Here is a 20,899-nt window from a genome sequence, read left to right as displayed (position 1 = left end):
TGCGGGTCGCATCGGCGGGTGGCGGTTCGGGCCACTCAGAAGTCAAAGCCGAGCTGGCCACCGGCCTCCAGAGCGAGTGCTTCGGGGGCGCTACGGGCCCGCTTGAGGTGCTGCCACCTGGGCAGCGCGTCCAGATAGGACCAGGACAGTCGGTGGTGCGGGGTGGGGCCCAGCGCCTCCAGGGCCGTGCGGTGCACCGGCGAGGGATATCCGGCGTTGTCGCAGAAGCCGAATTCGGCGAACTCCATGCCCAGTTCGGCCATCATGGCGTCGCGCCGCACCTTGGCGATCACGGAGGCGGCGGCGACCACCACGCAGGACTGGTCGCCCTTGATGACCGTACGGACCTTCCACGGATCCCCGAGGTAATCGTGCTTACCGTCGAGGATCACGGCGTCGGGCCGTACGGGCAGTGCCTCCAGCGCTCGTGTCGCGGCCAGCCGCAGCGCCGCCGTCATACCCAGCTCGTCGATCTCCTGTGGGGAGGAGTGGCCGAGGGCGTGGGCCGTGACCCAGCCCTCCAGCACGTCGGCGAGCGCGGTCCGCCGCTTCGGGGTCAGGAGCTTGGAGTCGGTCAGCCCCTCCGGGGGGCGGCGCAGGCCGGTGACAGCCGCGCACACGGTGACCGGCCCGGCCCAGGCCCCTCGGCCGACCTCGTCGACTCCGGCGACGATCTTGGCTCCGGTCGTGGCGCGCAGGGAGCGCTCGACACTGTGGGTAGGCGGTTCGTACGGCATGGCGCCAGCAAGCGTACGCCCCCGTCGCCGACCCGAGTAGCCCCGCCCCCTCCCCTTTTCCCCGGGTCAGTCCGCGAGGGTGGGCAGCCAGGCCGGCAGGGGCTCGGTGCGCTCCAGCCAGGCCGCGGGCGGAGCCCCTCGTTCCGCCGCGGCGACCACGCCGCCGGCGATGGCCGACGTGGTGTCCACGTCACCGCCCGCCTGCGCCGTCGTCCAGAACGCGGTCTCGTAGGAGCCGAGGTTGCGGGCCGCCGCCCACAGCGCGAACGGCACGGTGTCGTGCGCGCTCGTACGGCGACCGCAGCCGAGGACGGCGGCGACGGTGTTGGCGTCGGCGTAGTCGAGCATGTCCCGCGCCCGCCGCAGACCGGCCTGCACGGCGCTGCGCGGCACGAGCGCGATCACCCCGTCCAGCAGCGCCTCGGGGCCGGTGGAGCCGCCCGGGTCGGCCGCGATGGCCGACGCCGCGGCCACGGCCATCGCCCCGGCCACCGCCTCCCGGTGCTGATGGGTGGTGTAGGCCGAGATCTCGGCCTGGTGCGTCGCCTGCTCCGGGTCGTCGGCGTACCAGGCACCGAGGGGAGCGATGCGCATGGCCGCGCCGTTGCCCCAGGATCCCTGGCCGTTGAAGAGGGCCGCGGCCAGCTCGCGCCAGTCGCCGCCCTCCCGGACCAGGCGCAGCATCCGGTTGACCGCCGGCCCGTATCCGCGGTCGAAGTCGTGGTGATCGGCGAAGGAGCGCGCGAGGGCGTCCTGGTCGATACGGCCGTGCTCGACGAGGACGGCCAGCACGGAGCAGGCCATCTCGGTGTCGTCGGTCCACTGCCAGAGGGCGGGCGGCAGCTCACGGCGCTTGAGGGAGGGGTAGTTGACGGGGACGAAGAACTGGGACCCGAGGGCGTCGCCCAGGGCCAGCCCGCGTAGGCTCGCCAGGGCTCGATGGAATCGGTCAGCGGTCATCGCAGCGAACTCTAACCGGTGAAGCCGTACGGTTCAGGGGTGCACCAGCGCTCGAACGGCCGGTCCAGGTGGTACCGGCCGTCGGTGCCGAGGACCAGGGCGCGTGTCTCGCCGTTCCCGGGGTTCGAGAGGCATTCGAACTCCGCGACGGTCCAGTGCAGCCAGCGCATGCAGAAGAGCCGCATGGTCAGGCCGTGGGTGACCAGCAGGACGTTCGGCGGGTGGCCGGGGTCGTCGAAGCTGCGCCACAGGCTCTCCAGGAAGGCCCCGACCCGGTCGTAGACGTCGGCGCCGGACTCTCCCTGGGCGAAGCGGTAGAAGAAGTGGCCGTAGGCGTCCCGGTATGCCTTCTGCTTGCGCACCTCGGCGGGATCCTGCCAGTTGCCCCAGTCCTGCTCGCGCAGGCGGGGTTCCTCCCGGACCCTGACCCGGCTCGGGTCGAGTCCCAGGGCGTGGAATGTCTGGTGCGTGCGGCGGTAGGGGGAGACATAGGCGGAGACCTGTTCGTCGCCGAAGAGGTCTCGCAGCTGGACGCCGGCTTCCTGGGCCTGCTTGCGGCCCGTCTCGGTGAGGCTCAGGGCGTGATCGGGTTCCCGTTCGTAGACGGTGTCGTCCACGTTGCCCACGGACTCTCCATGCCGGATGAGGACGATGCGTCGGGGCCGTGACATGCCGCCACCCTAGATCGAGCGTCGGCTCTCCGCCTCGCCTCACGCCAGGACCGGTGTACGGCCGGCCCGTATCTCGTAGTGGCGGCCGGTGAAACGGCTGCGCAGCCTCCGGTCGTGGGAGACCACCACCAGGGCCCCGGTCCACTCTTCCAGCGCCTCTTCCAGCTGCTCCACCAGGCCGAGGACGAGGTGGTTGGCCGGCTCGTCGAGGAGCAGCAGATCGGCGGGGCGCGCGAGGAGGCGGGCCAGCCCCAGGCGGCGGCGCTGCCCGGCGGAGAGCGCGCCGACGGGCACATGGAGGTCGCGCTCGCGGAACAGGCCGTACGAGAGCAGGAGCGCCCGGTGCTCCTCGCCGTCTCCCGGCAGCCCGCGCCCGAAGGCGGCGAGCAGCCGCTCGGAGGGGCGGTCCGCCGGTATCTCCTGGGCCAGGTATCCGATGCTTGCCCGCCTGCGGACGGTGCCGGTGTCGGGCGCGGCCACCCCGGCCAGCAGGCGCATGAGGATGGATTCGCCGGCGCCGTTGGCGCCGTGGACCAGAAGGCGCTCGCCCGCGCCGATCCGCAGGGAGTCCACCGTGAGCCGCTCCCCGACCCGGACTCCGTCGAGCTCGACGAGCGTCCCCTCCGTGGCTCCCGCCGAGGGTCGCGCGGTGAACCTCAGCGGGTCCGGCGGGCACGGCACCGGCTGCTCCTGGAGCCTGCGCAGCCGCTCCCGGGCGTTGCCGCACCCGGCTGGAGACCGAGGACTGCACCCGGCCGCGGTCCCGGTCGTACGCCATCTTGTCGCCGTCCTTCATGGCCCGGCCCGGAGCGACCCGCTGGGCGGTCGTGGCGGCGGTCTCGGTGAGGGCCGCCGTTTCGGCCGTCCACTCCGCGTACTCCTGCTCCCAGCGGCGGCGGGCCGCCGCGCGCTCCGCGACGAATCCGGCGTAGCCGTCGCCGTAGCGGACGAGGGACCTGCGGTCGGCGTCGACCTCGACCACCGCGGTCGCCACGCGTTCCAGGAAGACCCGGTCGTGGGAGATCGCGACGACGGTGCCGGGATGGCCGCGCAGGGTGTCCTCGAGCCAGGCGAGGGCGTCGCCGTCCAGGTGGTTGGTCGGCTCGTCCAGGAGCATGACCTCGGGGGCCGCCGCGACGAGGCAGGCCAGCCCGAGCCGGGCCTGTTCGCCGCCGGACAGGCTGCCGAGCGGTCGCTCGCGCCCGATGTGGGCGAGGCCCAGGGCATGGAGGGCCTTGTCGACGCGGGCATCGGCCTCGTAGCCGCCGCGGGGCTCGGAGTTGCATTTGCCTCCCCGAGCCCGCCCCGGAACCCCGTCCACCCCCGAACCCGTCCGGCCCCGGCGCCCCCTCCACCCAGGCGCCCGGCACCGTCCGCCCCGGCGGTCGCACCGCCCGCACCCGCGCGGCCGTCCGCGACGCCGTCCTCGCGGGGCTGGTCGAGCACGGCTATCCAGGGCTCACGGTCGAGACGTCGCCGACCACTCCGGCGTCCACAAGACGACCCTCTACCGGCGTTGGGGAGGGGTCGAGGGCCTGGTGGCGGACGCGCTCGTCCTCGCCGGCGAGGACAGCTGGACGCCGCCCGACACCGGCAGCCTCCAGGGCGACCTGCACGCCCTGGCCCAGGAGATCGTCGACACGTTCGGCGACCCCACGGGCGCGGCGGCCCCCGCCGCCTTCATCGCCGCGGCGTTTCATCACCCGCGAACCCCTCGACGCGGCCGCGGCCGGTCAAGCGGCGGACGCCGCCCGCGCCGGTGTCTACACGTCACCCGTCTGAACCGGCCGCGGATTCCCGTCGCCGACGGCCACCGGAAGTCGCCGGAAACAGTCCGTCAAGAGCGGTCGGCGGTCATACCGTCCAAGAGGGCTCTATCGACACGATGTCGCCCCCGATGGCCGCCACATCCGTCTCGGTCTGGGCCCGCAGGGCCAGCCGCTCCACTCGCTCGGTCCGGTATTTGCCGTGCTCGGCCTCGGAGTTCCACATGGAAAGCACCAGGAACTCCGGGCCCGGCGCCTGGCCGAACAGACCGCGCAGCATGCCCGGGGATCCGGCCATCGCCGGATTCCAGACCTTTTCCTGCATGAGCGTGAAGTGCTCCACCCGGTCCTCCCGGACCCGGCAGTGGGCGACGCGCACCACGTCCGCGTCCGAGAACTGGGGGCGGAAACCCACCTTCACATCGAAGCGGTGCTCGAAGAGCCGCACTTGGATGTCCCTGTACGTACCCGACTGCGCGGCCGCCAGCCTGTCGTGCGAGCGCGCCATAAAGGAGTCGTAGAACGCCCGGCTCTCCCAGAAGCCGAAGAGGTGCGCCACATGCGGACGACTTCGGCTCCAGCCTCCCCCCTGGCCCCGGAACCCGGGCTCGCCGAGCAACCCCGCCCATTTCCGCTGCCCCCGCTCGAAACCACGGCGGTCCGTCACGGTGCAGCGAATCCACTTGACCAGCACCGCGCCATCGTACGGCGCCGGAGGGGGCGCACATCACGTACCGGAGGAGTACGCCCCCAGAAGCCTCTCGGAGTCCGCCTCACTGAGCTCGATACGGAACTCCCTCGCCAGCAGTTCCACCAACTCATCCGCCGGGATCTCCCGTTGCTCCTGCGAACCATCAGCGCGTGCGGTGGAGAACACCGAGCCCACCAGGTTCCACCGCGCCTCGGCGGTGGTCTGCTGCACCACGACACGGGAGACGAAAGGCGAGTGCGGGTGCGTGGAGATGTAATGGTTCATCACCGCGTAGTCGACCGGGAAGCGCTCCTCCGGGCCGATGGCGTAGAGGTCGAACCAGCCGTCCGGGTGGAGCGAGCGCAGTACGCGCGTACCGTCGGGCCGAGGGCCCGAGGCAAACGTCCAGCCCCCCTGCCGCACCGGCACGCCGTCGTGGAAGGCCAGCGGCTCCAGCAGCCCCTCGCCGCCGAAGCCGACGTCGCACAGCCATTCGCCACCGTCGGCGGCCACCTTCAACGCCATGTGCGTGACGGGACGCAGCTTGTCGCCGCCCATACGGATCCGCGCGCCGAGCCCGGTGAAGGAGAATCCGATGCGCTCCAGGGCCGCCGCGAGCAGGAGGTTCTGCTCGTAGCAGTAACCGCCCCTGGCCTGCGCCACCATCTTGTCCTGGAGTGCCTTGACCTCCAGTCGGACCGGCCGGTCCAGCAGGATTTCCAGGTTCTCGAAGGGGAAGGCCGCCACATGGCCGCGGTGGACCGCCCGCAGCGTCGCGAGATCAGCCCTGACCGGTCCTTCCAGACCGATGCGCGCCAGATAGGCACCCAGGTCCAGTTCCTTGCCGCCCCACATGGACTCACTCATCCCGTCGCACGATTCCGCTTTCCTCGCGATCGCTCGCGCCCCTCAGTATTCCCGCCCGTGACGCCGGCGGCCGCGAGGACCACGGCGGCCGCGCTCCTGGCACGTCCGGCCGCACCGGGCGCACCCGTGACGGCGGCCGTGGTGATCGCCCCGTCGACGATGACGGCCAGCTGGTCGGCCAGCGCCTCCGGGTCCGCGGCCCCGGCGTCGCGGACGAGACCGAGGAGGTAGCCGCGCACCTCGGCCTTGTGGTCCCGCACCGCGTCGGCCACCGCCGCCGAGCCCGCCCCCATCTCGCCGAAGGCGTTGAGGAAGGCGCAGCCCCTGAAGTCCGGCTCGCCGAACCACTCTTCGAGCCAGTCGAACACCGCGAGCGGCCGGTCCGCGGCCGATTGCTCCGCGGCGACACGAGTGGCCAGGGCACCCCGCCAGCGCCGGTCCCGTCGCCGCAGGTATGCCTCGACCAGCTCCTCCTTCGACGCGAAGCACTGGTAGAGACGCTTGAGGGAGACCCCCGACGCGGCCCGGATCCGGTCCATGCCGACCGCCTGGACCCCGTGCCCGTAGAACAGGACCTCGGCCGCGTCGAGCAGACGGCCCTCGGCCTCGATGTCTTCCATGCCACACCCCACTAGCGGAGAGAACGTTCGTTCTCTACGATACTCGACATCGAGAGAACGAGCGTTCTCCCGCTTCGAGAGCACCCCGCGACAAGAGAGGCATGCCATGACACAGCGCCCGCTCCTCCCCCCGTTCGACGAGGAGACCGCCCGCGCGAAGGTACGGGCCGCCGAGGACGCCTGGAACAGCCGCGACCCCGACCGCGTCGCCCTCGCGTACACGGAGGACTGCGTCTGGCGGAACCGGGACGAATTCATCGTGGGACGTGAGGAGATCCGCGCCTTTCTCCGCCGCAAGTGGGAGAAGGAGCTGAACTACCGCCTCCGCAAGGAGCTGTGGTCCTGGACCGACAACCGCATCTCCGTGCGCTTCCGCTACGAGTGGCAGGATGCGGACGGCCGGCAGTGGCGCAGTTACGGGAACGAACAATGGGAGTTCGACGCCGACGGTCTGATGCGCCGCCGCGAGGCCAGCATCAACGACCTCCGGGTCGACGCGCCCGACGGGGAGAGCCGTCGCGAACACAGGGACGACATGTGGACGCCCATGGCACCATGAGTCAACCAACGCCACATTCCTGGCAGTTGCCGACATCATGCCGCCGAGCATGAAGCTCCGAGGAAGGGGGAGGCCCCGTGAGCGGTCTCAACAAAGGGCTCGGAAAGGTCGAGGTGGCACTCAAGTGGGACCCCAGCCCCTCCGGCGAACCGGACCACGACCTCGACATCATCGCCGCGACCTATCCCGCGCACGACCCGTACGGCACACCCTCGTACCTGGTGCACTTCGACAGCCGTTCTCCGGACGGCACGATCACCCTCAACAGGGACAGCCGCACCGGTCAGGGCTTCGGCTTCGACGAAGTCATGACCCTGGAACTCGACCGGCTGGCGACCACGTACGTCCGTGTCGTCGTCGGCGTCGCCGTCCAGCAGCAGGACGGCCGTAAGCCCTTCGGTGCCGTGCCGAACACGGCCGTCCGGGTGCTGGAGGGACGGTCCGAGCTCGTGGCCCACGACTTCTCCGGCGTATCCACCAGCACGGCCGCGACCGTCGCGGAGTTCACCCGGGACGACTCCGGAGCCTGGCGGTTCCACCCGAGCGCGCACGCCTTCGTCACCGACCCGGCGACCTTCGCCGCGCGCATGGGCAGCATCCGGACGGTGTGACGCGCCGGGCGGCGAGCGCGCCTCACGAGGGGACGGAAAAGAGCCTCGCGCATACCGAAGGAGGCGGAGCCGGCAACCGGCTCCGCCTCCTCGCGTTCACCTCACGCCCGGGCGGGATTCACCCCCGCCCGGGGCCGGGGATCAGCTGCAACCGCTGGTCGAGCCGCAGCCCTCGCACAGGTAGCAGCTGCCCGCGCGGCGCATCTTGGTGCCGCAGGAGAAGCAGAGCGGGGCGTCGGCGTTCAGACCGAGCTGCATCTCCACCAGCTCGGTGGAGTTGTGGGCCTGCTTCGGGGCCGGGACGGCGGCCACGGGCTGGGCCGGGGCCTCCGCCTTCGGCGCGGCCAGCTGGCGCGGGGCCGACTGGGCCAGGCCCTCGACGTCGACCTCCTCGTCGGACGGCTCGTACGAACCGGTGTCCAGGTGACGCTGGCGCTCCTCGGCGGAGTGGATGCCCAGCGCGGAGCGGGTCTCGAACGGCAGGAAGTCCAGCGCCAGGCGGCGGAAGATGTAGTCGACGATCGACTGCGCCATCCGCACGTCCGGGTCGTCCGTCATGCCGGCCGGCTCGAAGCGCATGTTGGTGAACTTCGAGACGTAGGTCTCCAGCGGCACGCCGTACTGGAGGCCGACCGAGACGGCGATGGAGAAGGCGTCCATCATGCCCGCGAGGGTCGAGCCCTGCTTGGACATCTTGAGGAAGACCTCACCGAGACCGTCGTCCGGGTAGGAGTTCGCGGTCATGTAGCCCTCGGCGCCACCGACCGTGAAGGAGGTGGTGATCCCCGGGCGGCCCTTGGGGAGGCGCTTGCGGACCGGACGGTATTCGACGACCTTCTCCGGGACGGGGGCGACGGCCGCGGGGGCGGCCTTCTCCTCCTTCTTCTTCGCGGAGAGCGGCTGGCCGACCTTGCAGTTGTCGCGGTAGATCGCGAGCGCCTTCAGACCGAGCTTCCAGCCCTCGTAGTAGACCTCCTCGACCTCCTCGACGGTGGCCGACTCGGGAAGGTTCACGGTCTTGGAGATCGCACCGGACAGGAACGGCTGCGCGGCCGCCATCATGCGCACATGGCCCATGGCGGAGATCGCGCGCTCGCCCATGGCGCAGTCGAAGACCTCGTAGTGCTCGGCCTTCAGACCCGGGGCGTCGATGACATTGCCGTGCTCGGCGATGTGGGCGACGATCGCCTCGACCTGCTCCGGCTGGTAGCCGAGGCGCTTGAGGGCCTTGGGGACCGTGTTGTTCACGATCTGCATCGAGCCGCCGCCGACCAGCTTCTTGAACTTGACCAGGGCCAGGTCCGGCTCGACACCCGTGGTGTCGCAGTCCATCATCAGGCCGATGGTGCCGGTGGGGGCGAGCACCGACGCCTGGGCGTTGCGGAAGCCGTTCTTCTCACCCAGGCGGACGACGTCCTGCCACGCCTCGGTGGCCGCGGCCCACACCGGGGTGTCCAGGTCGTCCATGCGCGGAGCGGTGCCGTTGGCGTCCGCGTGCTGCTTCATGACGCGCTTGTGGGCGTCGGCGTTGCGGGCGTAGCCGTCGTACGGACCGACGACGGCGGCCAGCTCGGCGGAGCGCTTGTAGGAGGTGCCGGTCATCAGGGAGGTGATGGCACCGGCGAGCGCGCGGCCGCCCTCGCTGTCGTAGGCGTGGCCGGTGGCCATCAGCAGGGCGCCGAGGTTGGCGTAGCCGATGCCCAGCTGGCGGAAGGCGCGGGTGGTCTCACCGATCTTCTCGGTCGGGAAGTCGGCGAAGCAGATGGAGATGTCCATCGCCGTGATGACCAGCTCGACGACCTTGGCGAAGCGCACCGCGTCGAACGACTGGTTGCCCTTGTCGTCGTCGCGCAGGAACTTCATGAGGTTGAGGGAGGCGAGGTTGCACGAGGAGTTGTCCAGGTGCATGTACTCGCTGCACGGGTTGGACGCGGTGATCCGGCCCGACTCCGGCGAGGTGTGCCAGTGGTTGATCGTGTCGTCGTACTGGATGCCCGGGTCGGCGCAGGCCCAGGCGGCCTCGGCCATCTTGCGGAAGAGGCCCTTGGCGTCGATCTCCTCGATGACCTCACCGGTCATCCGGCCGCGCAGGCCGAACTTCGAACCGGTCTCGACGGCCTTCATGAACTCGTCGTTGACGCGGACGGAGTTGTTGGCGTTCTGGTACTGGACGGACGTGATGTCGTCGCCGCCCAGGTCCATGTCGAAGCCGGCGTCGCGCAGGGCGCGGACCTTCTCCTCCTCCTTCACCTTGGTCTCGATGAAGGCCTCGACGTCGGGGTGGTCGACGTCGAGGACGACCATCTTGGCCGCGCGGCGGGTGGCACCGCCCGACTTGATCGTTCCTGCGGAGGCGTCGGCGCCGCGCATGAAGGAGACCGGACCGGAGGCGTTGCCGCCGGAGGAGAGCAGCTCCTTGGAGGAGCGGATGCGGGAGAGGTTCAGGCCGGCGCCGGAGCCGCCCTTGAAGATCATCCCCTCTTCCTTGTACCAGTCGAGGATGGACTCCATGGAGTCGTCGACGGAGAGGATGAAGCAGGCGGAGACCTGCTGCGGCTGCTTGGTGCCGACGTTGAACCACACCGGCGAGTTGAAGCTGAAGACCTGGTGGAGCAGGGCGTAGGTCAGCTCGTGCTCGAAGATCTCGGCGTCCGCCGGGGACGCGAAGTACCCGTGCTCCTCACCGGCCTTGCGATAAGTGAGGACCACGCGGTCGATGAGCTGGCGCAGGCTGGACTCGCGCTCGGGGGAGCCGGTGGCACCACGGAAGTACTTGCTGGTGACGATGTTGACCGCGTTCACCGACCAGAAGTCGGGGAACTCGACGCCACGCTGCTCGAAGTTGATCGAGCCGTCGCGCCAGTTGGTCATGACGACGTCACGACGCTCCCAGACCACCTCGTCGTACGGATGCACGCCGGGAGTCGTGTGGATGCGCTCGATGCGCAGGCCCTTGGCGCCCTTGGTCCCCTTGGAGCGGGAACCTCGTGCCGGGCCGCTCGTCGTCTCGGTCATGCCGCCTCCCTCTACGGGCAAAACGCCCTAATGCGCCTAATTCTTCCGTGGCGCGGATGTCTGTCTTTCACCCGGGGCGCGAGGCGCGCCGGGCAGGTCTCTGTATGTGTCGCCGCGCTATTCGGCGGCCGTGGCGGGTGCGGGGACCCCGGGGTCCCCGTCGCGCTCGCCGGCGGTGGTGGTGACGGGCCGCTGCTCGCGGAGCTCCGCGACGGCCGCCTCGAAGTCCTCGAGCGAGTCGAAGGCCTGGTACACGGACGCGAACCGCAGATAGGCGACGAGGTCGAGGTCCCGGAGGGGGCCGAGTATGGCGAGGCCGACGTCGTGCGTCGAGAGCTCTGCGCTACCCGTGGCGCGCACCGCCTCCTCCACCCGCTGACCCAGCTTCGCCAGGGCGTCCTCCGTGACGGGGCGGCCCTGGCACGCCTTGCGCACGCCGGAGATGACCTTGGTGCGGCTGAAGGGCTCGGTGACCCCGCTGCGCTTGATCACCATCAGTGACGCTGTCTCTACCGTCGTGAACCGGCGGGAGCAGTCGGGGCACTGGCGGCGCCTGCGGATCGAGCAACCGTCATCGGTGGTCCGGCTGTCGACCACTCGGCTGTCGGGGTGCCTGCAGAAGGGGCAGTGCATGGCTCTCCACCCTCCTCACCCTCATAAGACTGTGCACGATCTCCGGCTTCACCGGGCCCCTCGTTCGGGCCCTTGCGAAGCAGCTCCCAGCATAGGCGATGACCGCGACCGGAGATGACCAGCCGAGGCTCTTCGACCACAACCGGTGGGTAGCCGACGCCCATCAAACCACTAGATCTGGTGCCGGGGGGTCAAGCGCGCCGGACGCGTGTCGAACACCACGGACGGATTCCGACCCTACGGGAGACGCCCCGGAAAGGGCCCGGTGGGGGCATCCGTGACACGCTGATGACACACTGGAAGAGGCAGCGGAACGGCATTTCCGGGACGCCGCACCACCGCCCGCGGCCCGTGCGGCCACCCGCTCGTCGGGGCCCGCGGGGCCGGCACGGCCGTCCGGACTTCGCACCGAAGGGTACCGTAATAGCCCGAATTGATCTTCGGCCGTACACCCTCTCGCCTGATCGCGTCAGCCAATCTTCGATATTTCACTCGAACGTGTGTTTGGCGCAACCTTTCGAAAGCAACTACCGTTGTCCAGCTAGGGAGAACATTTCGAGAGGGGCCGACGTGACCACCACCGCAGACAGCGCCACCATCACCGCCCAGGACCGCTCCCAGAACCGACTCGACCAGGCACACCCGATGAATGACGCAGCCATGACCGCCGAGGGGCAGAAGCCCGCTCGCGCCCTTCCCGGACGACCTCCAGGAATCCGGGCGGACAGCTCGGGACTCACCGACCGGCAGCGGCGGGTCATCGAAGTGATCAGGGACTCCGTCCAGCGCCGGGGATACCCACCGTCGATGCGCGAGATCGGCCAGGCGGTGGGGCTGTCGAGCACCTCCTCCGTGGCCCATCAGCTCATGGCGCTGGAGCGCAAGGGGTTCCTCCGCCGCGACCCGCACCGCCCCCGGGCGTACGAGGTGCGCGGCTCCGATCAGCCCAGCACCCAGCCGACCGACACCACCGGCAAGCCCGCCGCCTCGTACGTCCCGCTGGTCGGCCGGATCGCCGCCGGTGGTCCGATCCTGGCCGAGGAGTCCGTCGAGGACGTCTTCCCCCTCCCCCGGCAGCTCGTCGGCGACGGTGAGCTGTTCGTCCTGAAGGTGGTCGGCGACTCCATGATCGAAGCCGCCATCTGTGACGGTGACTGGGTGACGGTGCGCCGCCAGCCCGTAGCGGAGAACGGCGATATCGTGGCCGCGATGCTCGACGGCGAGGCCACGGTCAAGCGTTTCAAGCGCGAGGACGGCCATGTGTGGCTGCTCCCGCACAACGCCGCCTACCAGCCCATCCCCGGCGACGAGGCCACCATCCTCGGCAAGGTGGTGGCGGTGCTGCGCCGCGTCTGAAGGAGCGTCGTAAGACCGGGCCCCGGAACCACTGCGCCGGTTCCGGGGCCCTGCTGTACCCCGCCGGGCGCGGTGGACACGCGCCCGGCATCCCGATCCGTACGTGCGGCCCCGGCGCGCCGGGGCCGCACGCCGCTCCGCTACTTCTCCTCGGCCTTGGCCGCCGCGTCGATCGCGGCCAGCGAGCGGCGCACCTGATTACGGTCCGTGGTGTACCAGAAGTCCGGCATCGACGCCCGCAGGAAGCTGCCGTAGCGGGCGGTGGCCAGCCGGGGGTCGAGCACCGCCACGACGCCCCGGTCCCCCGAGGCCCTTACGAGCCGGCCCGCGCCCTGGGCCATCAGCAGCGCCGCGTGGGTCGCGGCGACGGACATGAAGCCGTTGCCGCCGGCCTCCTCCACGGCCTTCTGGCGGGCGCTCATCAGCGGATCGTCGGGACGCGGGAAGGGCACCCGGTCCATCACGACGAGCTGGCAGCTCGGCCCCGGCACGTCCACCCCCTGCCACAGCGACAGGGTGCCGAACAGACAGGTGCGGGCGTCGGCGGCGAAATTCCGGATGAGCTCGCCGAGGGTCTCCTCGCCCTGGAGCAGGATCGGCGTGTCGAGCCGCCCGCGCAGTGCCTCCGCGGCCGCCTGGGCGGCGCGCATCGAGGAGAACAGCCCCAGCGTGCGACCGCCGGCGGCCTCCACCAGCTCGGCCAGCTCGTCGAGCATGTCCGTGCGGCTGCCCTCCCGGCCGGGCTGGGAGAGGTGCCGGGCCACGTAGAGGATCCCCTGCTTGGGGTAGTCGAAGGGCGATCCGACGTCGACGCCCTTCCACTGCGGGACGTCCGCGCCGCCGGTGCCCTCCGGCGCGAGGCCCAGGGAGGCACCCACGCCGTTGAAGTCGCCGCCGAGCTTCAGCGTGGCGGAGGTCAGGACCACGGAGCGCTCGGCGAAGAGCTTCTCCCTCAGCAGGCCCGACACCGTGAGCGGGGCGACGCGCAGGTACGCGCCGAAGCGGTCGTGGCGCTCGTACCAGACGACGTCGTACTCGGAGCCCTCGACGATGCGCTCGGCGACGGTGTGGATGCTCTCCACGGCGGCGAGGGCCTGCTTACGGACGGCGTCCTCGTCCTGGACGGACTTGTCGCGGGTGTTGCCGATGCAGGTGATCACCGTACGAGCGGCGTCGCGCAACGCCGCCAGGGCGTACTCGAGATCCTCCGGAAGCTCCTCCAGGCGGCCCGGCAGCGCCAGCTCCATCAGCCGCTCGAAGCCCTCGGCGGCCGTCTGGAGGCCGTCCGCCGCCTTCTCGTCGACCAGCTTGGCCGCGCGGCGCACCGCCCGGTTGACCTGGCCCGGGGTGAGCTCGCCGGTGGCGACGCCGGTGACCCGGGAGACCAGCTCATGGGCCTCGTCGACGATCAGCACCTCATGGCTGGGGAGCACCGGGGCGCCCTCGATCGCGTCGATGGCGAGGAGGGCGTGGTTGGTGACCACGACATCGGCGAGCTTGGCGCGCTCGCGCGCCGCCTCGGCGAAGCACTCCGCGCCGTACGCGCACTTGGACGCGCCCAGGCACTCGCGGGAGGTCACGGAGACCTGGGACCAGGCCTTGTCGGAGACCCCGGGGGTGAGGTCGTCACGATCACCGGTCTCGGTCTCGTCCGACCAGTCGCGCAGACGCAGCAGGTCCTTGCCCAGCTTGCTGGTCGGCGCCGCGGCCTCGAAGGGGTCGAAGAGGCCCTCTTCCTCCTCCTGCGGCACTCCCTCGTGGAGCCGGTGCAGGCACAGGTAGTTCGACCGGCCCTTGAGCATGGCGTACTGCGGACGGCGGCGCAGCAGCGGCTGGAGGGCGTCGACCGTGCGCGGAAGGTCGCGCTCGACGAGCTGGCGCTGGAGCGCGAGCGTGGCGGTCGCGACGACCACGCGCTCGCCGTGGGCCAGGGCGGGCACCAGATAGCCGAGGGACTTGCCGGTGCCGGTGCCGGCCTGCACCAGCAGGTGGTCACCGCCGTCGACGGCTTCGGCGACGGCTTCGGCCATGGTGACCTGGCCGGGCCGCTCGGTGCCGCCGACGGCGGTGACGGCGGCGTGGAGCAGGTCGGCGAGGGAGGGCGAGGAGGAGGGAGTCATAGCTCTTCCACCCTAAGGGGCGGCACTGACATCACCGACGCTGTTCCGGAATCAGTGGGACGGATCGCGGCATGGGCGGTGCCCGGAAGGAGAGCGGAGGGAGAAAGGTCACGTCGGGAGGCGGGAGGGCGGAGCGCGGGACCGGCGCCGTGATCCCTCGCCCGGCGGCGGTACGGGCGCGGTACGGGCGGTGCCGCGCGATCTCCGCCCGTACGAGTGAGCGGAAATCGGTCCCGGACGCCCCGAGTTGCTCCGGCCGGGGTGTCAGAGGAGCGCGCGCAGGGCGCGGTCGCGGATCATCAGCGCCGCGCGCTTCCCCGGCAGATCGATCTCACCGGTCAGCCGGAAGCCCGCGCTGAGGAAAGCCGCCACGCAAGGGGTGTTGCGCAGGTCCGGCTCGGCCACGACCCGGGCGCAGGCGGGCCGGTGATCCAGGATGTGGTCCGCGACGGCCCGCAGCAGCCGGCTCCCGATCCCGCGGGCCCGGTCGGCGACCCTGCCGATCAGGAGGTGGACCCCGGTGTCGTGCGGCCGGGCGGGGTAGTGGCGGGCGAGGGGGTCGAGGTCCGCGCGGTAGATCTCCCAGTAGCTCATGGGGACGCCGCCGACCACGCCGAGGCAGGGGAGGCTGCGGCCGTCCCCGTCGAGCTGGGCGCGCAGATGGGCCTCGACGACGCTCTCGGGGCCGTCGAGCGCCCAGAAGGCGGCGACCGCCGGATCGTTCATCCACCGGGCGAGCAGCGGGAGATCACGCTCCAGCCGGACGGGGACGAGCTGGAAGCCGCCCACCGGGGTGGCGACCGGGCCCCATTCGGCGAGGGAGTCGAGGAGGTCGTGGCCGCCACGGCCGGGCCCTCGGCCGGGCCCGCCCGGGAGCCACCCGCCGGGCCCGCCGGTGGGCGCCTCCGGCTGTTCGCAGGCGATGAGCTCGACGAAGTCGTCCGGAAGCCTCAGATCGAGGGTGTCCTCGGTGCTGGAGTGGACACTGGGGTCGGTGGGTTGCACGGCACACGCTCCTTTCGAGGGCTTCCCGTCGGTCCGGAAGCCGTCGTTCCCCGGCGCGCCGGGGACCCGGGCTCCGTTCACCCGGGTCCCCGGACCGCGTTCGCCCGGGATCGGAGGCCGCCGGTCATCCGGTGGACGTGACCAGGGGGTTGGCGATGGTGACGTAGACGGACTGGGTGTCGACCGGTCCGACGAGCTCGTCGAGCCCGTGCAGTCTGGTCAGCAGATTGGCCTTGCAGCGCAGGGTGGGCGCTTCCAGGAGGCGGGCGGGCAGGGGCGAGCGGGTCGCGGCCGGTCCGGTGGCGGCACCCTTGAGGAAGCGCCGGAGCGCGGCGAGCAGGATCCGCTCGTCGGCGAGACGCTGGGCACCGAAGGCGCCGATCAGCCCGAGGACGTTGTTGATGCCGAGGTAGTAGGCGAACCTCTCGTCGGTCACCTCGTCGGAGACGAAGGTGTCGCTCTCGGTGCCGATCCCGGGGAGCAGCCGGTCGAGCGGCTCGCGGTGGGACTCGCGGAAGTAGTAGCCCTGGTTGTCGCGGTAGCGCCCGCCGACCGGCCAGCCGTCCCGGTCCAGGAGCACGAGGATGTTCTGCTGGTGGGCCTCCAGGGCGATGCCGGCCTGGCCGTCGAGCCACAGGACGGGGCGGACGACGGCTTCCAGATAGCGCAGGAACCACTCCGCGGAGACGGCTCCGGCGGGCCGGCCGGTACGCAGGACGAGCCGGGCGACAAGATCGGCGAGCCGTGAGTGCATGGTGAGGTGTCCCGCGGGGCCCGGTGGTTCGGGGCCGTCCGCCCAGGGGCGCGGCGAGACGATCCCGGCCAGGCAGGCGGCGTCGTCGCCGGGGCCGAAGGGGTTGTGCCGGATGACGGCGTCGAGGCCGGTGAGCGGGGTGCCGTCCGGGGCGTCGACGGCGAGCCAGGCCGGGTCGCGGACGATGTCGAAGCCCAGCCCGCCCGCGCAGGCCGCGCGCCAGCGCTCGGCGAGCCCGCTGCGCAGCAGCCGGTGCACCTCCACGCCCCGCCACAGCTCCTTACGGAGGTTCTCCCTGCGGGAGTTGGTGATGCGCAGCCCCAGGGAGAGCTTGAGCATGGCGGGCGCGCCGGGGCGGTGCACCGTGCGAACGGAGGAGGTGGGGTACCAGGACTCGCCGAAGGGGCCGAGGTCGCGGAGGAGTCCGGCGTCCATGAGCGCGGTCACGGCGGGACGGCTGTGGAGGTCGCGCGCCTGCCAGGGGTGGAGCGGCAGCGGCACGGTGTCCGGGGGCACGCGCAGCCCCGGGCCCGCGAGCCGGACGGCCAGGGTGACGGCGTCCACGGCGCGGCCGCGCTCGGTCCAGGCCGAGTCGGTGGCGAGCAGGGAGCGGTGGACGGCGAGCCAGTGCAGCGGGAAGGACCCGCGCGCCTCCGGGGAGAAGCGGTGGGACTCCGCTTCGGAGAGCCCTTCGCGGCTCTTGGGAGCCGGGTGGAGGGGATGCCCCAGGAGCAGGGACTGCTCGGCGTGGAGGAAGAGGTCCCTGGTGTCGGGGTCGGCGGGCCGCTCACGGCGGGCCGCCAGGAATCCGGCTGTCCTGCGCGCCGAGTCCGCGACCCGGCCGACGAGTTCGGCGCCGTCCTCGGTGGGGGTGCCGCCGGCGCGCGTGGCGTGGTGCGCGGCCTCGCGGGTGAGGAGGGCGGCCAGAGTGACGGCGTCGACCGCCGGGGCGTCGGCGGGGCCGTCCGCCAGGGCGGGCGGGCCGAAGCGGTGCCAGCCGACGGCGGACCAGTGACGCACGGGCACGCGCAGAGTGGTGCCGCTGGCGGTGAGGGGCACCGTAAGGGCGTCGCCGTCGGGACGGGCGAGGTCGTTCTCCCGGACCCAGCAGCGCAGGAGGCCCTCCACCGTGGCGGCGTCCGCGGCGGTCTTCGGATCGGGGTGTTCCAGGGGGTCCGGGGCGGCCTTGGGGGGCTCGCCGGGGTGGCCGCTCTGGCGGGGCAGCGCGGGGGCCACGGGCCCGGGCGGCCGGCCCGGCTCGCGCTCCTGGCCGGCGGTGGACGCGTCCGTCCCGTGGGGTGCGTTCATGCGGTGTGCGGCGGGCATGCCACGGCGTCAGGCCGGGTATGCGGCGCCTGCCTCCTTCGGCGTGCTCAGGGTGGCTGCGCGGTGGCCCGTCCGGCAGACCGCGGCGATGGCGTCGGCGAGCCGGTCGAGGACCGCTTCGGCCTGCTCGTCGGTCAGGGTGAGCGGGGGCAGGAGGCGTACGACGCAGGAGTGACGGCCGCCCAGCTCCACGATCAGGCCCCGGCGCAGGCACTCCCGCCGTACGGCGGCGGCCAGCTCCGGGGCGGCGGGCAGCGGGCCGGGCCGGGTGGCCGCGCGGAAGCCGGCCTGCTCCGCTCCCGGGCCGCCCGCGCACCCCGGCCGCCCGTCGGTCTGCGGCGGCACGGCCGGGGCGGACTGCCCGGCGCCGCCCGGCGGAGGGCCCGCCAGCCAGAGGCCGTCCGCGAGCAGATCGGACTCCGGACGCCCGCTGTCCGCGCCGCGGCCGGTCGCACCGCCGCGCTCACCTTCGAAGGCCGTCCGACCGGCGGAGCCGTCGGGGCGCACGAACTCGACGCCGATCATGAGCCCGAGGCCGCGCACGTCGCCCACGCAGTCGTGCTCGCGGCCGACCTCGCGGAGGCGGCGGAGCATCCGCTCGCCGAGGACCGCGGCGCGCTCGGCGAGGCCGTTCTCCCGGACGTGGCGCAGGGTCGCGGTGCCGGCCGCCATCGCCAGCTGGTTGCCCCGGAAGGTGCCCGCGTGGTCGCCGGGCTCCCAGGCGTCGAGGTCGGCGCGGTAGACGACGACGGCGAGCGGGAGGCTGCCGCCGATCGCTTTGGACAGCACCATCACGTCGGGCACGATCCCGCTGTGCTCGACCGCCCAGAACGCCCCGGTGCGGCCCACGCCCGTCTGGACCTCGTCGGCGATCAGGGGGATGGAGCGGGCGGCCGTGAGGGCGCGCATCCGGCGCAGCCAGCCGTCCGGCGCGGGGATGACCCCGCCTTCGCCCTGCACGGGTTCGACGACCATTCCGGCGGGGACCCGGACGCCGCTCTTGGGGTCGTCCAGCAGGCTCTCGGTCCAGTGCGCGGCCAGGCGCGCCCCGTCCTCGCCACCGACGCCGAACGGGCAGCGGTAGTCCTGCGGGAAGGGCAGCCGCGTCACCCGGACGCCGGGCGCGCCGCCGGAGGCGGCCATCGCCCCTTCCGTCATGCCGTGGTACGCGCCGGTGAACGCCAGCAGGCCGTCGCGGCCCGTGGCGGTGCGGACGAGCTTGAAGGCGGCCTCCACGGCGTCCGTGCCGGCCGGGCCGCAGAACTGGATACGGGCGGAGTCGGCCAGCTGACGGGGCAGGGTGGCGAACAGCTCGCTGGTGAAGTCGTCCTTCACGGGCGTGGCCAGGTCGAGGACGTGCAGCGGCGCCCCGGAGTCAAGGACGGCGCGGATGGCTTCGAGCACGACCGGGTGATTGTGCCCCAGCGCCAGCGACCCGGCGCCCTGGAGGCAGTCCAGATAGCGGCGTCCGTCGGCCCCCTCGATCGTCAGACCCCGGGCGCGCACCGGCACGATGGGGAGGGAGCGGGCATACGTCCGAGCGGCCGACTCCCGCGCCGACTGCCGCCGGAGAATGCCCTCGTGGGCCGTGGACGACGGTGCCGTCGGCGGTAGCTGGGTCACGGCCACGGCTTCGGATCCTCCTGCTGCTGAACGCCGGTCGGTTCTCCCCCGTACGTACCAACGACGCCGCGAGCCACGGAACACGGCTCGAGGTCAAGATCCTTCCTTGCGGAACCGGGGACCCGGCCTCCTCCGTCTCCCCTTCCACCGGCATAGTGGGGCCCTGCTCCTCCACTGGGGCGGTGCATGACAACTTCATAGGGTGTTCCGCGCAGAACGGGCACACCGTCACACAGCAGAACGATCAGGGGGAACCCACTCCATGCCTTCCATCCGTCGGCCCGCGCTGGCAGCGGCCGCTCTGTCCGCCGCGCTGGCCCTGACCGCCACCGCGTGCGGCCCTTCCGAGGACAAGGCCGCCGGCGGCGACAAGCCCAGCGCCTCGGCCGCGCAGCCGGGCGACGACGTCATCCAGCTGCCCAAGAACCTCCCGTCCTCCCTCAAGGACCTGGACAAGTGGAAGAACGGGGCCTGGAAGAACTGGGACAAGGAGCAGTGGCTCCGTGAGGCACGCGACTTCATCAACCCGATGATCAAGGGCCACTGGAAGCCCGACACGATGAAGGACGCGCGCTCCAGCGACAAGACGCTCGCCGGCAAGGGCGCCCCCGGTACGGCCCCGGGCGCCTCGGGCGACCAGGGCGTCACCGACCCGGAGCCAGCCCCGGTCAAGGCCAAGTCGGTCAACCTGCCGTACCACAACTACGCCGCCCCGGTCGGCAAGGTCTTCTTCGACAGCCCCCAGGGCCACATGGTCTGCTCGGCCACCGTCGTCAAGGACCCGGCGCACCCCGGCAAGTCCAACATGGTGTGGACCGCGGGCCACTGCGTGCACGCGGGCAAGAAGGGCGGCTGGTACCGCAACATCGCCTTCGTGCCCTCCTACAACGACAAGGGCCTCTCCGGCGCGCAGGTGAACACCGCCCCGGTGCAGGACGTCGCCCCGTACGGCGTGTGGTGGGCGGACTGGGCGCAGACGTCCGGCCAGTGGATCACCCAGGGCTCGGAGACCGGTGGCGCGGGCGCTCCTTACGACTTCGCCGTGCTGCACGTGAAGCCCGAGGCCGGGTCCGGCAAGTCGCTGGAGGAGACCGTCGGCAACGCCCTTACGGTCGACTTCGACGCCCCGCAGGTGAAGTCCATCCAGTCCATGGGCGCGTGGGGCTACCCGGCCGCGCCGCCCTTCGACGGCCAGAAGATGTACGACTGTGTCGACCGGCCGGGCCGGCTGACGATCGAGCCGTCGCAGCCCACGATGTACCGCATCGGCTGCACCATGACCGGCGGTTCGTCGGGCGGCGGCTGGTTCGCCAAGCGCGACGGCAAGGTGGTGCTGGTCTCCAACACCTCCATCGGCCCGTCCGACAGCACCTGGCTCGCGGGTCCGCGGCTCGGCACCGAGGCGAAGGGCGTCTACGACGCGCTCAGCCAGAAGTTCGCCAAGCGCTGAGGAACCGCTCGGAGCCTGCCGCGCGGTCCTGAGCGCCGGCCGCGGAAGCGGCCAGGCGAAACGATCATCCCAAGGCCGAAGGCCCGCCCCCGGGACCGGGGGCGGGCCTTCGCGTACTCGACGCCCGGGAGGGAC

The 20,899-nt window shown here is 71.9% G+C and carries 16 protein-coding genes and 2 pseudogenes; 5 read left to right on the top strand and 13 right to left on the bottom strand.

The genetic code is table 11. The annotated features are described in order from the left end of the window. Positions 1–35: 35 nt before the first annotated feature. The 4 genes and pseudogenes from rnhB to LUZ64_RS38105 all read right to left on the bottom strand — a co-directional run. Positions 36–737, bottom strand: a complete 702-nt coding sequence (gene rnhB, locus LUZ64_RS31365) for a ribonuclease HII (RefSeq protein ID WP_095579898.1) — start codon at positions 735–737, stop codon at positions 36–38. Positions 738–803: 66 nt separating this feature from the next. Then, positions 804–1,697 carry an ADP-ribosylglycohydrolase family protein gene (locus LUZ64_RS31360; protein WP_095579896.1) on the bottom strand — a complete coding sequence of 298 codons (894 nt, stop codon included), beginning with the start codon at positions 1,695–1,697 and terminating at the stop codon, positions 804–806. Positions 1,698–1,708: 11 nt separating this feature from the next. After that, on the bottom strand, positions 1,709–2,368 hold the full coding sequence (locus LUZ64_RS31355; protein ID WP_095579894.1) for a histidine phosphatase family protein: 660 nt from the start codon (positions 2,366–2,368) through the stop codon (positions 1,709–1,711). A gap of 39 nt (positions 2,369–2,407) precedes the next feature. Continuing rightward, positions 2,408–3,644: pseudogene (locus LUZ64_RS38105) on the bottom strand (ATP-binding cassette domain-containing protein); the annotation flags it as partial. Between the two features lie 8 nt (positions 3,645–3,652). On the opposite strand from LUZ64_RS38105, the pseudogene LUZ64_RS37620 reads away from it, so the two are divergent. Continuing rightward, positions 3,653–4,077, top strand: a pseudogene (locus LUZ64_RS37620) (TetR/AcrR family transcriptional regulator); the annotation flags it as partial. Between the two features lie 145 nt (positions 4,078–4,222). On the opposite strand, the gene LUZ64_RS31340 reads toward LUZ64_RS37620, so the two are convergent. Genes LUZ64_RS31340 through LUZ64_RS31330 form a run of 3 tightly spaced genes read right to left on the bottom strand, consistent with a single transcriptional unit; the run spans position 4,223 to position 6,312 of the window. Then, entirely contained in the window at positions 4,223–4,828 is a 606-nt protein-coding gene (locus LUZ64_RS31340; RefSeq protein WP_095579942.1) for a YdbC family protein, read from the bottom strand. 33 nt (positions 4,829–4,861) lie between these two features. Then, positions 4,862–5,692: an arylamine N-acetyltransferase family protein gene (locus LUZ64_RS31335; RefSeq protein WP_095579940.1), complete on the bottom strand. Its 831-nt coding sequence runs from the start codon at positions 5,690–5,692 to the stop codon at positions 4,862–4,864. Beyond that, a complete protein-coding gene (locus tag LUZ64_RS31330) occupies positions 5,689–6,312 on the bottom strand; it encodes a TetR/AcrR family transcriptional regulator (RefSeq protein WP_095579938.1) in 624 nt (207 codons plus the stop codon). Before LUZ64_RS31330 ends, LUZ64_RS31335 begins: the two co-directional genes overlap by 4 nt. A gap of 106 nt (positions 6,313–6,418) precedes the next feature. Between LUZ64_RS31330 and LUZ64_RS31325 the strand changes: the two genes are divergently transcribed. Both LUZ64_RS31325 and LUZ64_RS31320 read left to right on the top strand, forming a co-directional pair. Continuing rightward, positions 6,419–6,871 carry a nuclear transport factor 2 family protein gene (locus LUZ64_RS31325; RefSeq protein WP_095579937.1) on the top strand — a complete coding sequence of 151 codons (453 nt, stop codon included), beginning with the start codon at positions 6,419–6,421 and terminating at the stop codon, positions 6,869–6,871. Positions 6,872–6,948: 77 nt separating this feature from the next. After that, on the top strand, positions 6,949–7,482 hold the full coding sequence (locus LUZ64_RS31320) for a TerD family protein (protein WP_095579935.1): 534 nt from the start codon (positions 6,949–6,951) through the stop codon (positions 7,480–7,482). 141 nt (positions 7,483–7,623) lie between these two features. Here LUZ64_RS31320 and LUZ64_RS31315 read toward each other — a convergent pair whose 3' ends face one another. Both LUZ64_RS31315 and nrdR read right to left on the bottom strand, forming a co-directional pair. Next, entirely contained in the window at positions 7,624–10,497 is a 2,874-nt protein-coding gene (locus LUZ64_RS31315) for a vitamin B12-dependent ribonucleotide reductase (RefSeq protein WP_095579933.1), read from the bottom strand. A 117-nt stretch (positions 10,498–10,614) separates the two neighbouring features. Beyond that, positions 10,615–11,130 carry a transcriptional regulator NrdR gene (gene nrdR / locus LUZ64_RS31310; RefSeq protein WP_095579932.1) on the bottom strand — a complete coding sequence of 172 codons (516 nt, stop codon included), beginning with the start codon at positions 11,128–11,130 and terminating at the stop codon, positions 10,615–10,617. 570 nt (positions 11,131–11,700) lie between these two features. Between nrdR and lexA the strand changes: the two genes are divergently transcribed. Next, on the top strand, positions 11,701–12,486 hold the full coding sequence (gene lexA / locus LUZ64_RS31305; protein ID WP_095579930.1) for a transcriptional repressor LexA: 786 nt from the start codon (positions 11,701–11,703) through the stop codon (positions 12,484–12,486). 140 nt (positions 12,487–12,626) lie between these two features. Here lexA and LUZ64_RS31300 read toward each other — a convergent pair whose 3' ends face one another. From LUZ64_RS31300 to LUZ64_RS31285, 4 genes are all read right to left on the bottom strand, one after another. After that, positions 12,627–14,606: an ATP-dependent DNA helicase gene (locus tag LUZ64_RS31300; RefSeq protein ID WP_095579928.1), complete on the bottom strand. Its 1,980-nt coding sequence runs from the start codon at positions 14,604–14,606 to the stop codon at positions 12,627–12,629. A 264-nt stretch (positions 14,607–14,870) separates the two neighbouring features. Further along, on the bottom strand, positions 14,871–15,611 hold the full coding sequence (locus LUZ64_RS31295; protein WP_095579926.1) for a GNAT family N-acetyltransferase: 741 nt from the start codon (positions 15,609–15,611) through the stop codon (positions 14,871–14,873). Between the two features lie 124 nt (positions 15,612–15,735). After that, a complete protein-coding gene (locus LUZ64_RS31290) occupies positions 15,736–17,673 on the bottom strand; it encodes an IucA/IucC family protein (protein WP_232390448.1) in 1,938 nt (645 codons plus the stop codon). 27 nt (positions 17,674–17,700) lie between these two features. Next, on the bottom strand, positions 17,701–19,320 hold the full coding sequence (locus LUZ64_RS31285) for a diaminobutyrate--2-oxoglutarate transaminase family protein (RefSeq protein WP_095578957.1): 1,620 nt from the start codon (positions 19,318–19,320) through the stop codon (positions 17,701–17,703). 256 nt (positions 19,321–19,576) lie between these two features. Between LUZ64_RS31285 and LUZ64_RS31280 the strand changes: the two genes are divergently transcribed. Beyond that, entirely contained in the window at positions 19,577–20,764 is a 1,188-nt protein-coding gene (locus tag LUZ64_RS31280) for a trypsin-like serine peptidase (RefSeq protein ID WP_095578958.1), read from the top strand. Positions 20,765–20,899: the final 135 nt, after the last annotated feature.

Origin of the sequence: Streptomyces albireticuli (genome assembly GCF_021228125.1) — a bacterium.
Lineage (GTDB): Bacteria > Actinomycetota > Actinomycetes > Streptomycetales > Streptomycetaceae > Streptomyces > Streptomyces albireticuli.
Note: the sequence above shows the minus strand (reverse complement) of the source record. Positions and strands in the feature narration are given on the sequence as shown.

Excerpts from the sequence above, each read along its gene's own strand:
- LUZ64_RS31355 (WP_095579894.1), bottom strand. The coding sequence starts at position 2,368 with ATGTCACGGCCCCGACGCATCGTCCTCATCCGGCATGGAGAGTCCGTG.
- LUZ64_RS31315 (WP_095579933.1), bottom strand. The coding sequence starts at position 10,497 with ATGACCGAGACGACGAGCGGCCCGGCACGAGGTTCCCGCTCCAAGGGG.
- LUZ64_RS31300 (WP_095579928.1), bottom strand. The coding sequence starts at position 14,606 with ATGACTCCCTCCTCCTCGCCCTCCCTCGCCGACCTGCTCCACGCCGCC.
- LUZ64_RS31335 (WP_095579940.1), bottom strand. The coding sequence starts at position 5,692 with ATGAGTGAGTCCATGTGGGGCGGCAAGGAACTGGACCTGGGTGCCTAT.
- LUZ64_RS31330 (WP_095579938.1), bottom strand. The coding sequence starts at position 6,312 with ATGGAAGACATCGAGGCCGAGGGCCGTCTGCTCGACGCGGCCGAGGTC.
- LUZ64_RS31290 (WP_232390448.1), bottom strand. The coding sequence starts at position 17,673 with ATGAACGCACCCCACGGGACGGACGCGTCCACCGCCGGCCAGGAGCGC.
- nrdR (WP_095579932.1), bottom strand. The coding sequence starts at position 11,130 with ATGCACTGCCCCTTCTGCAGGCACCCCGACAGCCGAGTGGTCGACAGC.
- LUZ64_RS31360 (WP_095579896.1), bottom strand. The coding sequence starts at position 1,697 with ATGACCGCTGACCGATTCCATCGAGCCCTGGCGAGCCTACGCGGGCTG.
- rnhB (WP_095579898.1), bottom strand. The coding sequence starts at position 737 with ATGCCGTACGAACCGCCTACCCACAGTGTCGAGCGCTCCCTGCGCGCC.
- LUZ64_RS31325 (WP_095579937.1), top strand. The coding sequence starts at position 6,419 with ATGACACAGCGCCCGCTCCTCCCCCCGTTCGACGAGGAGACCGCCCGC.
- LUZ64_RS31280 (WP_095578958.1), top strand. The coding sequence starts at position 19,577 with ATGCCTTCCATCCGTCGGCCCGCGCTGGCAGCGGCCGCTCTGTCCGCC.